This window comes from Streptomyces coeruleorubidus (assembly GCF_028885415.1).
In the GTDB taxonomy this organism is placed as follows: domain Bacteria; phylum Actinomycetota; class Actinomycetes; order Streptomycetales; family Streptomycetaceae; genus Streptomyces; species Streptomyces coeruleorubidus_A.
In genome coordinates this window covers 5,682,405-5,695,742 of record NZ_CP118527.1, presented here as the reverse complement: position 1 = coordinate 5,695,742, position 13,338 = coordinate 5,682,405, and the positions used below count along the sequence as shown (strand labels likewise).

Annotated in this window: 16 protein-coding genes; 6 read left to right on the top strand and 10 right to left on the bottom strand. The window is 69.7% G+C overall.

Translation table 11 applies throughout. The features are described from left to right. Positions 1–56: 56 nt before the first annotated feature. The 3 genes from mqnE to PV963_RS26550 all read right to left on the bottom strand — a co-directional run bounded on the left by mqnE (position 57) and on the right by PV963_RS26550 (position 2,480). Positions 57–1,220 (bottom strand): aminofutalosine synthase MqnE, encoded by a 1,164-nt coding sequence (gene mqnE, locus PV963_RS26560; protein WP_274818232.1) that lies wholly within the window; start codon positions 1,218–1,220, stop codon positions 57–59. 37 nt (positions 1,221–1,257) lie between these two features. Further along, positions 1,258–1,713 carry an Lrp/AsnC family transcriptional regulator gene (locus PV963_RS26555; protein ID WP_059424549.1) on the bottom strand — a complete coding sequence of 152 codons (456 nt, stop codon included), beginning with the start codon at positions 1,711–1,713 and terminating at the stop codon, positions 1,258–1,260. An 80-nt stretch (positions 1,714–1,793) separates the two neighbouring features. Further along, positions 1,794–2,480, bottom strand: a complete 687-nt coding sequence (locus tag PV963_RS26550; RefSeq protein WP_274818231.1) for a UbiX family flavin prenyltransferase — start codon at positions 2,478–2,480, stop codon at positions 1,794–1,796. Between the two features lie 91 nt (positions 2,481–2,571). Here PV963_RS26550 and PV963_RS26545 point away from each other — a divergent pair, with 91 nt between their 5' ends. Then, a complete protein-coding gene (locus PV963_RS26545) occupies positions 2,572–3,174 on the top strand; it encodes a rhomboid family intramembrane serine protease (protein ID WP_274818230.1) in 603 nt (200 codons plus the stop codon). Positions 3,175–3,346: 172 nt separating this feature from the next. On the opposite strand, the gene PV963_RS26540 is transcribed toward PV963_RS26545, so the two are convergent. Genes PV963_RS26540 through PV963_RS26530 form a run of 3 tightly spaced genes read right to left on the bottom strand, consistent with a single transcriptional unit; the run spans position 3,347 to position 6,310 of the window. Further along, positions 3,347–3,913, bottom strand: coding sequence for a Uma2 family endonuclease (locus tag PV963_RS26540; RefSeq protein ID WP_274818229.1), 567 nt, complete (start codon positions 3,911–3,913; stop codon positions 3,347–3,349). Positions 3,914–3,959: 46 nt separating this feature from the next. After that, a complete protein-coding gene (gene mqnP / locus PV963_RS26535; RefSeq protein ID WP_274818228.1) occupies positions 3,960–4,862 on the bottom strand; it encodes a menaquinone biosynthesis prenyltransferase MqnP in 903 nt (300 codons plus the stop codon). Beyond that, a complete protein-coding gene (locus PV963_RS26530; RefSeq protein ID WP_274818227.1) occupies positions 4,859–6,310 on the bottom strand; it encodes a menaquinone biosynthesis decarboxylase in 1,452 nt (483 codons plus the stop codon). The genes mqnP and PV963_RS26530 overlap by 4 nt, the downstream gene beginning before the upstream one ends. Positions 6,311–6,379: 69 nt before the next feature. On the opposite strand from PV963_RS26530, the gene PV963_RS26525 reads away from it, so the two are divergent. From PV963_RS26525 to PV963_RS26515, 3 genes are all read left to right on the top strand, one after another. Next, a complete protein-coding gene (locus PV963_RS26525) occupies positions 6,380–6,679 on the top strand; it encodes a PLD nuclease N-terminal domain-containing protein (protein WP_274818226.1) in 300 nt (99 codons plus the stop codon). 184 nt (positions 6,680–6,863) lie between these two features. Then, positions 6,864–7,469: a DUF6232 family protein gene (locus tag PV963_RS26520; protein WP_274818225.1), complete on the top strand. Its 606-nt coding sequence runs from the start codon at positions 6,864–6,866 to the stop codon at positions 7,467–7,469. After that, entirely contained in the window at positions 7,466–7,813 is a 348-nt protein-coding gene (locus PV963_RS26515; RefSeq protein ID WP_274818224.1) for a hypothetical protein, read from the top strand. Before PV963_RS26520 ends, PV963_RS26515 begins: the two co-directional genes overlap by 4 nt. Positions 7,814–7,823: 10 nt before the next feature. On the opposite strand, the gene PV963_RS26510 is transcribed toward PV963_RS26515, so the two are convergent. Then, positions 7,824–7,937, bottom strand: coding sequence for a DUF397 domain-containing protein (locus PV963_RS26510; RefSeq protein WP_274822126.1), 114 nt, complete (start codon positions 7,935–7,937; stop codon positions 7,824–7,826). Further along, positions 7,885–8,796 carry a helix-turn-helix domain-containing protein gene (locus PV963_RS26505; RefSeq protein WP_274818223.1) on the bottom strand — a complete coding sequence of 304 codons (912 nt, stop codon included), beginning with the start codon at positions 8,794–8,796 and terminating at the stop codon, positions 7,885–7,887. The genes PV963_RS26510 and PV963_RS26505 overlap by 53 nt, the downstream gene beginning before the upstream one ends. Positions 8,797–8,949: 153 nt before the next feature. On the opposite strand from PV963_RS26505, the gene PV963_RS43685 reads away from it, so the two are divergent. After that, positions 8,950–9,555, top strand: coding sequence for a hypothetical protein (locus tag PV963_RS43685; protein WP_342456401.1), 606 nt, complete (start codon positions 8,950–8,952; stop codon positions 9,553–9,555). 14 nt (positions 9,556–9,569) lie between these two features. Here PV963_RS43685 and PV963_RS26495 read toward each other — a convergent pair whose 3' ends face one another. Continuing rightward, positions 9,570–9,998: a DUF6281 family protein gene (locus PV963_RS26495; RefSeq protein WP_274818222.1), complete on the bottom strand. Its 429-nt coding sequence runs from the start codon at positions 9,996–9,998 to the stop codon at positions 9,570–9,572. A gap of 75 nt (positions 9,999–10,073) precedes the next feature. After that, the gene (gene uvrA, locus PV963_RS26490) at positions 10,074–12,521 is read right to left on the bottom strand and encodes an excinuclease ABC subunit UvrA (RefSeq protein WP_274818221.1); all 2,448 of its coding nucleotides are present in this window, start codon (positions 12,519–12,521) and stop codon (positions 10,074–10,076) included. A gap of 81 nt (positions 12,522–12,602) precedes the next feature. Between uvrA and PV963_RS26485 the strand changes: the two genes are divergently transcribed. Further along, the gene (locus PV963_RS26485; protein ID WP_274818220.1) at positions 12,603–13,328 is read left to right on the top strand and encodes a MerR family transcriptional regulator; all 726 of its coding nucleotides are present in this window, start codon (positions 12,603–12,605) and stop codon (positions 13,326–13,328) included. Positions 13,329–13,338: the final 10 nt, after the last annotated feature.

The window sequence follows — 13,338 nt, the reverse complement described above, 5'->3', positions numbered from 1 at the left end:
CCACCCAAGGGGCGCGGGGAACTGCGCGACCAGCCCCCGCGTACCCGCACCCGAAATCACACGCGCATAGGCTGCGGCGACTCGCGACGCTCCGGGTCCGGCCCCTCGTACTCCCGGATGATCTCGTACCGCGTGTTCCGCTCCACCGGCCGGAACCCGGCATCGCGGATGAGATCCAGCAGGTCCTCACGGGTCAGCTTGTTCGGCGTCCCGAAGTTGTCCGCGTCATGCGTGATCTTGTACTCGACGACCGAACCGTCCATGTCATCGGCGCCGTGCTGAAGCGCAAGCTGCGCGGTCTGAACACCGTGCATGACCCAGAAGACCTTGACGTGCGGCACGTTGTCGAACAGCAGCCGCGACACGGCAAAGGTCTTCAGCGCCTCCGCCCCCGTCGCCATCTGCGTCCGCGCCTGAAGGCGATTGCGCACCTTGCCGTCCTGCACGTCGACGAAGTCGTGCTGGTACCGCAGCGGAATGAAGACCTGGAAACCCCCGGTCTCGTCCTGGAGCTCACGCAGCCGCAGCACATGGTCCACCCGGTGCCGCGGCTCCTCGATGTGGCCGTACAGCATGGTGCACGGGGTCTTCAGACCCTTCTCGTGCGCGAGCCGGTGGATACGGGACCAGTCCTCCCAGTGGGTGCGGTGGTCCACGATGTGCTGCCGGACCTCCCAGTCGAAGATCTCCGCACCGCCGCCGGTCAGCGACTCCAGCCCCGCGTCGATCAGCTCGTCCAGGATCTCGGACGCGCTCATCCCGGAGATGGTCTCGAAGTGGTGGATCTCGGTCGCCGTGAAGGCCTTCAGCGAGACGTTCGGCAGCGCGGCCTTCAACTCCCGCAGCGAGCGCGGGTAGTAGCGCCACGGCAGGTTCGGGTGCAGCCCGTTGACGATGTGCAGCTCGGTGAGGTTCTCGCCCTCCATCGCCTTCGCGAGCTTGACGGCCTCCTCGATGCGCATCGTGTACGCGTCCTTCTCCCCCGGCTTGCGCTGGAAGGAGCAGTACGCGCAGGAGGCCGTGCACACGTTGGTCATGTTGAGGTGACGGTTGACGTTGAAGTGCACGACGTCGCCGTTCTTGCGCGTGCGCACCTCGTGTGCCAGGCCGCCGAGCCAGGCCAGGTCGTCCGACTCGTACAGCGCGATGCCGTCCTCACGGGTCAGGCGTACACCCGCCCTGACCTTCTCCTCCAGCTCGCGCTTGAGCCCGAGATCCATGCCCACACCTTTCTACGACGACGTCCCAACCGTACGACTACGCTTCTTCGGGCAACTCCCCGACCCGGTTCTCCCACTTCGTCGAGAGCACGATGGTCGTACGCGTCCGCGAGACGCCCTTCGTGCCGCTGAGCCGCCGGATGATCTTCTCCAGGCCGTCCACGTTCTCCGCCCGCACCTTGAGCATGTACGAGTCGTCGCCCGCGATGAACCAGCAGTCCTCGATCTCCGAGAGGTCCCGCAGCCGCTGCGCCACGTCCTCGTGGTCGGTGGCGTCGGAGAGCGAGATGCCGATCAGGGCGGTGACACCGAGGCCGAGCGAGGCGGCGTCGACGGTGGCCCGGTAGCCGGTGATGACACCGGCCGCCTCCAGCCGGTTGATGCGGTCGGTGACGCTGGGTCCCGACAGTCCGACGAGGCGTCCCAGCTCCGCGTAGGAGGCCCGGCCGTTCTCCCTCAGGGCCTGGATGAGCTGCCTGTCCACCGCGTCCATTGCGATCGAAGCCTTCCGCTGAAGTTGTCTGAAAAGTCTGTGGTTGTGATGACGTACAGATGCCGTGCAGGGGGTGTGGCTCAGTCGGCGCGGTGTGATCCGCCGCCGAGCTCACCTTGCCAACGGCGGTAGAGCCGGTGCGGCACGCCCGCCGCGTCGAGTACGCGTCCGGCGACGAAGTCCACCAGGTCCTGGATGTGCGTCGCGCCCGCGTAGAAGGCGGGTGAGGCGGGCACGACGGTCGCGCCCGCGTCGTCGAGGGTGACCAGGTGCCGCAGGGTCTGGCCGTTCAGCGGGGTCTCGCGTACGGCCACGATCAGCTTGCGTCCCTCCTTCAGGGTCACGCTCGCCGCCCGCTGCAACAGGTCCTTCGACAGCCCGAGCGCGACCCCGGCCACGCTCGCGGTCGAGGCGGGCACGATCAGCATGCCCTTGGTGGGGTACGACCCCGAGGAGGGCCCGGCGGCCAGGTCGCCGGCGCTCCAGTGCCGTACGGCGTCGATGTCCACGGAGAACGTGCCGGGCTTGCCGTCGGCGCCCCTGGACAGCCATTCCCGCAGGTCGTCCTGCCAGTGGGCGTCCCGGAAGGAGATCCCGGTCTCGTCGAGCAGGGTGAGGCGGGAGGCCCGGGACACCACGAGGTCGACGCTCTCGCCGGCGGCGAGGAGGGCCCGCAGCACGGCAGCGGCATACGGGGTGCCGGAGGCGCCGGACACCCCTACGATCCAAGGCGTACGCGGTGTCTCGCCTGGCTTGACTGGGTTCACAACACCGAGCCTATCCGGCGTCGCAGGGTGGGAACCGGCCAAGGGGGGCCGGGCGTTCCCCGGAGGGGACGAGCGAGCGCTGGGGGTCGCCATGTCGGGTGTGGGAGCCGGGTGGTCACGCGGCGGCCGTGCGATGGCCGCGGGCAAGCTGATGCTGGCCTGGATCGCGCTGCTGTGGCTGCTGGAAGTGGTGGACGTGGTGAGCGGCCACGCGCTGGACGGCCTGGGCGTCACCCCGCGCACCCCGTCCGAGCTGGTCGACGTCGTCCCCTCGGCGTTCATCCACTTCGGCTTCGCCCATCTGGCCGCGAACACGGTGCCGTTGCTGGTCCTCGGCTTCCTCGCCGCGCTGGCGGGCCTGCGCCGTTTCCTGCTGGTCTGCGCGCTGATCGTGATCGTCGACGGCCTGGGCGTATGGCTCATAGCCCCGCCACACACCAACACCGCGGGCGCCTCCGGCCTGATCTTCGGCCTCTTCGGCTTCCTGCTGGTCAGCGGTTTCGTCGAGCGCCGCCCCTGGGGCGTCCTGGTCGGCATACTGATCGCCGCGATCTGGGGCGGCTCGATCCTGGCGGGCCTGGCCCCCACCCAGACGGGCGTCAGCTGGCAGGGTCACCTGCTGGGCCTGCTGGCGGGCGTGGCGGCTGCGTTCGTGTTCCGCCGCCGGGCAGCGAGCCGAGCGCTCGCGCACTAGGCCCTGTCGTCAAATTCCGTCGTCCGCCCGAAGGGCGGGCCCCGCGGCGTCAGGTGCGTGCTCTCGCCGTGCCGGGCGCAGGCCCTCGTACTGGTTGTACGTGGGTCTGTGCCCGGTGCGGCGAGAGTGCGTGCATGGCGTCGCGGGGCAGGCGGGAATTTGACGACAGGGCCTAGTGGCGTGCCTTCGGGTCCACCGGGAGCCGGGCGGTGGGAATCGACAGCTTGCCGAGCGGGGAGTCGACGGTCAGTTCGGGGCCGTACGCGATGGTGTCGCGGCCTCGGTAGCCGTCGGGGCCTGGGTTCCACATGGTCACGACGTGGCCCTTGAGCGGATCGAGCACGAGGTAGTTGGCGATGCCCCGCGAGGCGTACCACCGGGGCTTCATCTCGTAGTCACGGCGGACACTTTCCGGGGACACCACCTCGGCGACGAGCTCGATCAGGTCGGCGGGGTACGCGCTGCGGTTCTCGGCCTCGGCCTCGGCCGGAATGACGGCGAGGTCGGGGCAGAATTCATTGGCGTCGTCGAAGGGGAACGCGACATCGCTCACGAGGGCCCATCCCTCCGGCAACTGGCCTTCGACGATGGACCACAGCCGTTGGATGGTCTTCCCGTGGAACGGCCTGACCGGGTTCATCACGATGCTGCCCTCGACAATCTCCGTCAGGAAGCCGGGGAACATGTCCTCCAGCTTGCTGAGCTGCGAGTGCAGGCGGTCGATGCCCGAGACGGTCACGGTGGCCTCCCTGGGGTCCTGCCCTCGATGGTAGGCCGCACCGTAGCTACACGGTCAGGCCCCGAACCAAGAGATCCAGCAGCGCACACACGAACAGGGCAATCCCGATGAAGCCGTTGACGCTGAAGAACGCCCTGTTCACTCGGGACAGGTCGTGGGGGCGGACGATGGTGTGCTCGTAGAGGAACGCGGCGGCAACGATCAGGAGGCCCAGCCAGAAGAAGGCGCCGGCGTCGGTGGCCAGGGCGTACCAGACGAACAGGGCCGTCGTGAGGGTGTGGCAGACCCGCGCGCCCCAGATGGCCGCCGGGATGCCGAAGCGGGCCGGGACGGACATGACGCCGATCTCGCGGTCGGTCTCGACGTCCTGGCAGGCGTAGATCAGGTCGAAGCCGCCGATCCAGATACCGACGGCGAGACCGAGGATCACCGCGTCCCAGGACCAGGAACCCGTGACGGCCAGCCAGCCGCCGACCGGGCCCATCGCCTGCGCGAGGCCGAGGATGGCCTGCGGGAAGTTCGTGAACCGCTTGCCGTACGGGTAGACCACCATCGGGATCACCGCGATGGGCGCCAGCGCCAGGCACAGCGGGTTGAGCAGGGCCGCCGCGCCGAGGAAGACGACGAGGGCGATCAGCGCGCCCGTCCACGCGTGCCGGACCGACATCGCGCCGGTCACCAGTTCGCGGTGCGCCGTGCGCGGGTTCCGCGCGTCGATCTCGCGGTCGATGATCCGGTTGACCGCCATCGCGAAGGTGCGCAGGCCGACCATGCAGACGGTGACCAGCAGCAGCCGGCCCCAGTGGATGTTCTTGTCCCACTGGAACATGGCCGTCAGCGTGGCGATGTAGGCGAAGGGCAGCGCGAAGACCGAGTGCTCGATCATCACCAGCCGGAGGAAGGCCTTCGTGCGTCCCGGCTGGGGGATCGCCGCGGAAGCGGAAGTCACAGGCCGTACTCCTTCCAGCGGCGGTCCACCTTCGCCGCGGTCTCCGGATCGGACTCCACCATGTCGGGCCAGCCGCCGTCGCGCGTGTAGCCCTCCTCGGGCCACTTCTTCGTCGCGTCGATACCGGCCTTGCCGCCCCAGAACTGCTGGTACGAGGCGTGGTCGAGGTGGTCGACCGGCCCCTCGACGATGCTCAGGTCGCGGGCGTAGTCCGTGTTGCCGAGCGCCCGCCAGGCGACCTCGTGCAGGTCGTGGACGTCGCAGTCGGAGTCGACGACCACGATCAGCTTGGTCAGCGACATCATGTGCGCGCCCCAGATGGCGTGCATGACCTTCTGCGCGTGCTTCGGGTACTTCTTGTCGATCGAGACGATCGCGCAGTTGTGGAAACCGCCCGCCTCCGGCAGGTGGTAGTCCACGATGTCCGGCACGATGATCTTCAGCAGGGGCAGGAAGAAGCGTTCCGTCGCCCGGCCGAGCGGCCCGTCCTCCGTCGGGGGCCTGCCCACGACGATCGACTGAAGCAGCGGTCGCTTCCGCATCGTCACGCAGTCGATCTTCAGGGCGGGGAAGGGCTCCTGCGGCGTGTAGAAACCGGTGTGGTCGCCGAAGGGACCCTCGGGCAGCATCTCGCCCGGCTCCAGCCAGCCCTCGATCACGACCTCCGCCTGCGCCGGCACCTGGAGCGGCACGGTCTTGCAGTCGACCATCTCGATCCGCTTGCCCGCGAGGAACCCGGCGAACAGGTACTCGTCGATGTCCCCGGGCAGCGGGGCCGTGGAGGCGTACGTCACGGCGGGCGGACACCCGAAGGCGATCGCGACGGGCAACCGCTCCCCGCGCCTGGCCGCCACCTGGTAGTGGTTGCGGCTGTCCTTGTGGATCTGCCAGTGCATGCCGATCGTGCGCTTGTCGTGGCGCTGGAGGCGGTACAGCCCGAGGTTGCGGATGCCCGTCTCCGGGTCCTTGGTGTGCGTGAGCCCCAGGTTGAAGAAGGATCCGCCGTCCTTCGGCCACGTGAACAGGGCGGGCAGCTGCTCCAGGTCCACGTCGTCCCCGGTCAGGACGACCTCCTGCACCGGGCCGTCCTTCACCTTCTTCGGCGGCACGTGCGTCATCGCGCCGAGCTTCCCGAAGGCCTCGCGCACGCCGACGAACCCGTGCGGCAGCTCGGGCTTCAGCAACCCGCCGATCCGCTCCGAGATCTCGCCGTACGACTTCAGGCCCAGCGCCTTCAGCAGGCGCCGGTCCGTGCCGAACACGTTCATCGCGAGCGGCATGCTCGACCCGCGCACGTTCTCGAAGAGCAGCGCGGGACCGCCGGCCTTCTGCACCCGGTCGACGATCTCTCCGACCTCCAGATACGGGTCCACCTCGGCCTTGATGCGCTTGAGGTCGCCCTCGCGCTCCAGAGCCCTGAGCAGGGAGCGAAGATCGTCGTAAGCCATGCGGTCCAGTATCCCCGAGCGGCTACCCTGGCCCTGAACCGCCCACCCGCTTTCGCTGAGAGGCCGCGCATGCTCCGGGTACTGATGCTCCTCGTGCCGCTGGCGCTGAGCGTGTACGCGTTCATCGACTGCATCAGCACGAAGGACGACGACATCCGTCACATGCCCAAGCCGCTGTGGGCGATCCTCGTGCTGCTGTTCCCGCTCGTCGGCTCGATCTCCTGGCTCATCGCCGGCAAGAAGCGGAGTGGTGTGGCGGGAGGCAGTCCGCGTCCCCGGCAGTGGGTGGCGCCCGACGACAACCCCGACTTCCTGAAGTCCCTCGACGAGGAGAAGCGGGACGACGACCCCAAACGGGACGAGCCCTGAGCGACGCCGGCGCGGCAATCGTCGCCGCCTACGGCATCGGCGCCTGGGGTCGTGCAGCTCAGCCGCTTCTACCGGCGCTCTCTGCACTTCGCAAACGACTTGCTCTCGGGCAACGCATGGTCGTCAATAGTGTTCAGACAGTTACGGCTGTCACTTGGAACTCGTCGGCCCTCAGAAGGACTTCATGGAGACCCAGCAGCCTCCTGGGCAGTGGGACGTCCCGCCCCCGCCCGCCACTCCGCCCCAGGCCATGACCAACATCGAACTGCGCGTCAGCAAGCGGCTGTTATGGGTCGGCGGCGCGGCCTACCCGCTGCGGAACATCGCGCGGGTGTACACCTTCACCCTCCACCCGAGGCGCAAGGAGGCGGTCATCCGCTTCCTGGCACGCACCGGGATCACCCTTGCCGTGGCCATCGGCCTGTCGATCATCGGCAGCGTGACGTTCCTCGCGAGCAGGTCCACGGGCAACGGGCTCCTCACCTTCGTGTGGCTCGGCTCCGGCGCGGCGCTGATCTACTTCCTCGTGGACATGCTCTCCGTCGTCACCGCCCAGTCGCACTACGTCCTCGCCATCGAGACGGCCGGCCCCTCCACCGCGATGGTGACCAGCCGGAACCCCCAGCATCTGGACCAGCTCGTGGGCTACGTCGCCGGCGCGCTGGAGAACCCAGACACCGAGTTCCATGTGACGGTCGAGCGTCTCACCATCAGCTCGCCCACCAACTACTACTTCGGCGACAACGTGAACATGTACGGCGGCAACGGCAACGTGGGGATCGCGGCATGAGCGGCAACAACTACTACTACGGCGACAACGTCACCATGCACGGCGGCAGCGGCAACACGGGCATCGTGAAGAACGGCGCGACCGGCGACGCCATGGATCCCACCCTGCGGCTGGCCATCGCCGAACTGCTCCAGGGAGTACGCGAGTTGCGCGACCAGCTTCCGCAGCCCAGCGCGCAGCTCATCGACGAGTCCCTGCCGGTGCTGTCGGCTGACGCCGCGCCTCCCGAGGAACGGCACCGTGCGCTGATGGCTGTCGCCGCGATCGCCGCGGCCGTCGGGGCCGTGAGCCAGCCGGTGGCGGAGGCGGCCAACCGGATCCTGCAGATGCTGAGCGGGCAGTAGTTCAGCGCCCTCAGCAGACGCCGGCGAGGAAAGCGGACCAGGCGGATCGGGTGACGAGCAGGATCGGGCTGTCAGGGGTTTTGCTGTCGCGGATGGGGACGACGCCGGGGGTATCGGGGGCTATTTCGATGCAGTTGCCGCCGTTGCCGTCGCTGTAGCTGCTCTTGACCCAGGTCAACGTGCCGAGCTCGTTCCGGTCCATAGTGCTCGTACCTCTCCATCGCCTCGTGGATCAGAGCGGCGGACTGGGGAGCTGACAGGGCGTCCGCCCTGAGCACATCATAGAACTGGTTATAGCGCTCGTAGACGGTCGGATCGTTGGTGAAGTGGCCACGGTTGAGGGACTCCGAGTAGAGCCACTGGCGCCCTTCGGGCAGCGTGATCAGCGACATGGAGCCACTGGGGCGGACGATTTCGAGGGGGCCTGCGGGCGCGACCTGGATACGGATGTTGGGGCGCTGCGCGACGCTCAGCAAGTGCGCGCACTGGTCCCGCATGACAGCCGGACCACTGACCACGTTGCGCAGGCAGCTCTCGTCGAGCACGACGATGTACAGCGGACCGCCATCGGTGAGGAAGCGCTGCTGTCGGCTCATCCTGGCTCGGACGCGCTCCTCCAGCTCCACCCCGCTCACATAACGCGAGGACAACGCACGGGCGTAGTCCGCCGTCTGCAACAAGCCCGGGATGACACGCTCCTGGTACTCCCGCAAGGTGACGGCCACCTCATCCATCTCAGCCCGCCGCCGGAACCAATCGGGATGCTCCACCTGCGGATACCAGTCGATCCGCCCCCACAACCGCAGCAACACCCCACCCGTATCAAGAAGTTCGTCGCACTTCTTCGCGAAACTCTCCTGCGGGACCCTCGTTCCCGCCTCCACCCGCGCCACGTGCGAGCGGTCGCACGGGATCTGCCTCGCCAAACCCTCCTGCGTGAGCAGCGCCGCCTCGCGGAAATGCCGCAGCACCTCCCCGAACACGGCGGCCGTGCTCGCCCCCGACTCCGCCCCGCCGTTCCGTCGACTCACGGCCTCCCCCTCCGTGACAGTGCACCGGTGTCACACGCCAAGCATTGAACCGGCCCATTCCCCTGCGCAACGCTCGATACACCCAGAGTTACGGAGGTGCAGGGAATGGAACCGGGAACGCTCGTCTACGACCCTGAAACGCGCAAGGTCGGCGAGTATCAGGACAAGACCGGCCCGTACGTGATGCTGCGCCCGGTCGGCGGCGGTCGGGAGTGGCAGGCCGACCCGGCGCGGATCCGGGTCGCAACGCTGGAGGAGCGGCTCAGGGCGGGCGTACGCGCGGCCAACGACCGTTCCAGGGAAGGGTTGTCGGCCGACCCCACCCGGCCTCCCGCACCAGTACCCGGGTGTGCGGCATGCGAGGAACTCGCCGCCCGGCGCGACAAGGCGCGTGCCGCGTTCGACGCGAGCGCCGTGACCGACGCGAACGTCCTGCTCCGCCAGCACCAGCGAGAGGTGCACGGCGGGGAACCGGCAGGGCGCCGGATCTTCCGGTACGTCCCCTACTCGATCGTGCAGGACGCCTCGGCCCTGCCCGAGTACCAGGCGTACTGCGTCTCCGGCGACGACGCGGACTGCGGGGCGACCTCCGGGCCGTGTCAGGCGCCCGGCGAGGTCGAGGAGTGGCAGCGCAGGCACACCCAGCAGACCCGGCACCTGCGCTACCGCCGCAGCTTCGCCGACTACGCGGTGTTGGAGAAGCGAGGCTGAGGCCCGGTCGGGCGTCAGGAACGGTCGGTCAGCTTCTTCAGCTCGGGCGGGAGTTCCTCGACGGTGTCGGCGACGACGAGACGGTAGTGGTCGGTGTCCTCCGCCACCGCGATGGCGACGCCGGGATCCACCCCCCGCACGGCGAACGCGGTCATCAGGGCCGGGCCCTCCCCGTCGTCGCCGTCGCCGTCGCCCGGAGTGTCGTCGCACGCCGGGCGGGTGGCATGGCCGAGCGACTTCCCCACGGGGACGTCGGTCTCGTCCCTGCCCAGGTACCTGCGGCCGTCGTACTCGACGACGTACGCGCAGGACGCCGCGGGCCGCGCGCCGTCGCCGTCGTCCGACGACGACTCCGACGTGCAGCCCACGGACACCGAGGCGACGGTCGCCGCCAGCAGCCCCCACGCGGGTGCGCGTCTGCCGCGCTGGAGTGGCGTCTTCATCGGTACGACTCCTTCTGGAGCCTGGGCTCCGGCTCATTGGATACGGAACGAAGACGTGCGGGGGTCCGGAAAGGTTCAGGTCCCCGGTGCTCCTTCCGCCACCAGCTGTCCCCCGGCCGCGCCGCCCTCGGGCCCCAGTTCGATCAGCCAGTCGGAGGCCCGCACGACATCCAGATTGTGCTCGATGGTAACGACCGAGTGGCCCGCGTCGACGAGGCGCTGGAGGACGTCGAGGAGGCGGGCGGTGTCGGCGGCGTGCAGGCCGGTCGTCGGCTCGTCCAGCAGGTACAGCGCGCGTCCGGTCGTTCGCCGCCCCAGCTCCCTGGCGAGCTTCAGGCGCTGGGCCTCGCCGCCGGAGAGAGTGGTGGCGGGCTGGCCCAGGGGGAGGTAGCCGAGGCCGACGTCCGCCATGCGCTTCAGCCGGGTGGCCACCGGTGGGACGTCCTTGAACACCGTCAGCGCCTCCTCCACCGTCGCCTGGAGCACCTCGGCCATGTCGTGGCCCTCGTGGCGGACCGAGAGAACCTCCGGCCGGAAGCGGCGGCCCCGGCACGCCGGGCAGCGCACCTCCACCGCCGGGAGGAAGTGCATCCGGACGGTGAGCACGCCCGCGCCCTCGCAGCGTCCGCCCGGCACGTTGAAGGAGAAGTGCCCCGCTGTCAGGCGGCCTTCGCTGCGGGCCGCGAAGACCTCCCGGATGGGGGTGAAGACGTCCGAGTACGTCGCCGCATTGGAGCGCGGGACGCGGCTGATCGGCTGTTGGTCGATGAGGACCGCCTTGGACAGGTGCTCCCAGCCGTCGATGCCGTCGTGCTCGGCGGGGAGTTCCCCCGCCCCGTGGAAGTGCCGGCGTGCGGCCCGTCCCAGGATGTCCAGCAGCAGCGTCGACTTGCCGGAGCCGGACGGGCCCGTGACCGTCACCAGGCGGTTCAGCGGGATCCGTACGGTCACGTCCTTGAGGTTGTGGGCGCGGGCCCCGCGGATCACGACGGCCGAGTCGCTGTCGCCGCGTCCACGGGACTCGGGCGCGGGCAGCCGGCCCGACAGATACGCGCCGGTCACCGAGCCCTCGGCCCGGGCCACCTCCTGCGGCGTCCCGGCCGCCACGATCCGGCCGCCGTCCCGGCCCGCCCCCGGGCCGACGTCCACCACGTGGTCCGCCGCCCGCAGCACGTCCAGGTCGTGCTCGACGACCAGCACGGTGTTGCCCAGGTCGCGCAGGCGGCGCAGGACGCCGATCAGGCGGGCGGTGTCCGAGGGGTGCAGGCCGATGGTCGGCTCGTCGAGGACGTACAGCACACCGGTCAGACCGGAGCCGAGCAGGGCGGCCAGCCGCAGCCGCTGGGTCTCCCCGGCGGAGAGGCTCGGCGTGGACTGCTCCAGGCTGAGGTAGCCGACTCCGACGTCCACCAGGCGCCGTACCCGCTCCTCCAGGTCGGCGACGACCGGCTCCACCAGCAGCCACTCGTCCCCGGCCGACCGCTCCTTCAGGCCGGCCAGCCAGCCGTCGAGTTCGGTGAGCGGCAGTCGTGCCGCCTCGACGATCGTCAGTCCGCGCACGGTCACCGCCCGGCTCTCCGGCCGCAGCCGGGTGCCCTCGCACTGACCGCAGGGCTGCTTCACCAGGCCCTGTTTCTCGGCCCGTTCCCGGTACTCGGGGTCGTCGGCGCGCTCGGTGTAGCGCCGCAGCAGTGCCGTCGCGACTCCTTCGAAGCGGCCGGACGACACGGAAGTCGGCGGGTCGGTCTGCGGGAAGTGCCGCCGGAACTCGGGACTCTCCACGCCGTGGACCAGCAAGTCCTGCTGGGGCTCGTCCAGTTCGTCGAAGGGGCGGTCGGCGTCGAAGGTGAAGCCGTAGTGGCGGGCGGCGGCCCGCAGCGCGGTGAGGTTCCACTCGGTGAGCTTCGGGTTCCAGCCCCGTACCGCGCCCTGGGCGAGCGAGCGGGAGCCGTCGACCAGACGCCGTACGTCGGGCCGGATCACCTCGCCGAGGCCGGTGCAGGACGGGCAGGCGCCCGCGGGTTTGTTGAAGGAGAAGGAGCCCATCACCAGCTCGGGCACGAGGGTGCCGCAGTGCGGGCAGGGGGTCTGCTCCCCCTCGGCGTCCTCGTCGGCCGCGGTGGCCTCGGTGGCATTCGCGTACGACGGCGGGATGCTCTTGCCGCAGCCCGGGCAGGGGCGGGTCCCGATCCGCGACCACAGCAGCCGCAGGTACGTGAACACCTCGGTGACCGTGCCGACCGTGGAGCGCGGGCTGCGGTTGGTGAGGTGCTGGTCGACGCTGATGGACGGGGACAGGCCGCTGATCGAGTCGACGGCGGGTTTGCTGACGAAGCCGGTGACCATGCCCAGCGACTCCAGGTACTGCCGCTGGCCCTCCCGGTGGAGGGTGTCGAAGGCGAGCGTGGACTTGCCGGAGCCGGACAGGCCGGTCAGGACGACCAGCTTGTTCTTCGGGAGGGAGAGGGAGACGTTCCTGAGGTTGTGGAGGCGGGCGCCGGTGACCCGGATGCTGTTGTCCATTCCTTCAAGTCTTCCATTGAAGTGCCCTGTTGAGACTTTCCAGGCATCAGCGGTGCATCTCCTGCCGTAACCTTCAAATCGATGACCAACGAACCCCGTCTCCGTCCCGTCGACCTCGCCCGGCTGGCCGGTGTCTCGACGCAGCAGATCCGCAACTACGAGGACGCCGGCGTGCTGCCGCCCGCCGCGCGGACCGCGTCCGGCTACCGCGTCTTCGGGGACGTGCACCGCAGCGCGCTGCTGGCGTACCGGGCCCTGATGCGGGGGTACGGACCGGCGAAGGCGACGGGGATCATGCGGTCCCTGCACGACGGGGACGTCCCGGGCGCACTCGCGCTGGTCGACGCCGCGCATGCCGCCCTGCACGAGGAGCGGGTCTCCCTGCGGGCGGCGAGCGAGGCCCTGGAGCTGCTGGCGGCACAGCCGCCCGCCCCGCTGCCGCGGTCCGGCGGACTGCGCATCGGAGAGGTGGCCGTGCTGCTGGGCGTACGGACGTCCGCGCTGCGGGTGTGGGAGGGAGCCGGGCTGCTCACGCCGGGGCGCGAGCGCGGCACGGGGTACCGCGTCTACGAACCCGCCGACGTGCGCGACGCCCGGCTCGTGCACACGCTGCGCCGCAGTCACTATCTCTTCGACCAGATCCGGCCCGTGCTGGAGGGGCTGCGCCGGGAGGGCAGCAGCGAGGCCCTGCGGGCGGCGATCGCGGCGCGCGGGGAGGCCCTGACGGCTCGCTCCAGGGTCATGGTCGAGGGCGCGGGCGCCCTCCACGCCTACCTGGACCGGCTCACCGCGGCCGGCGTCAACTGAGCACCCCGAG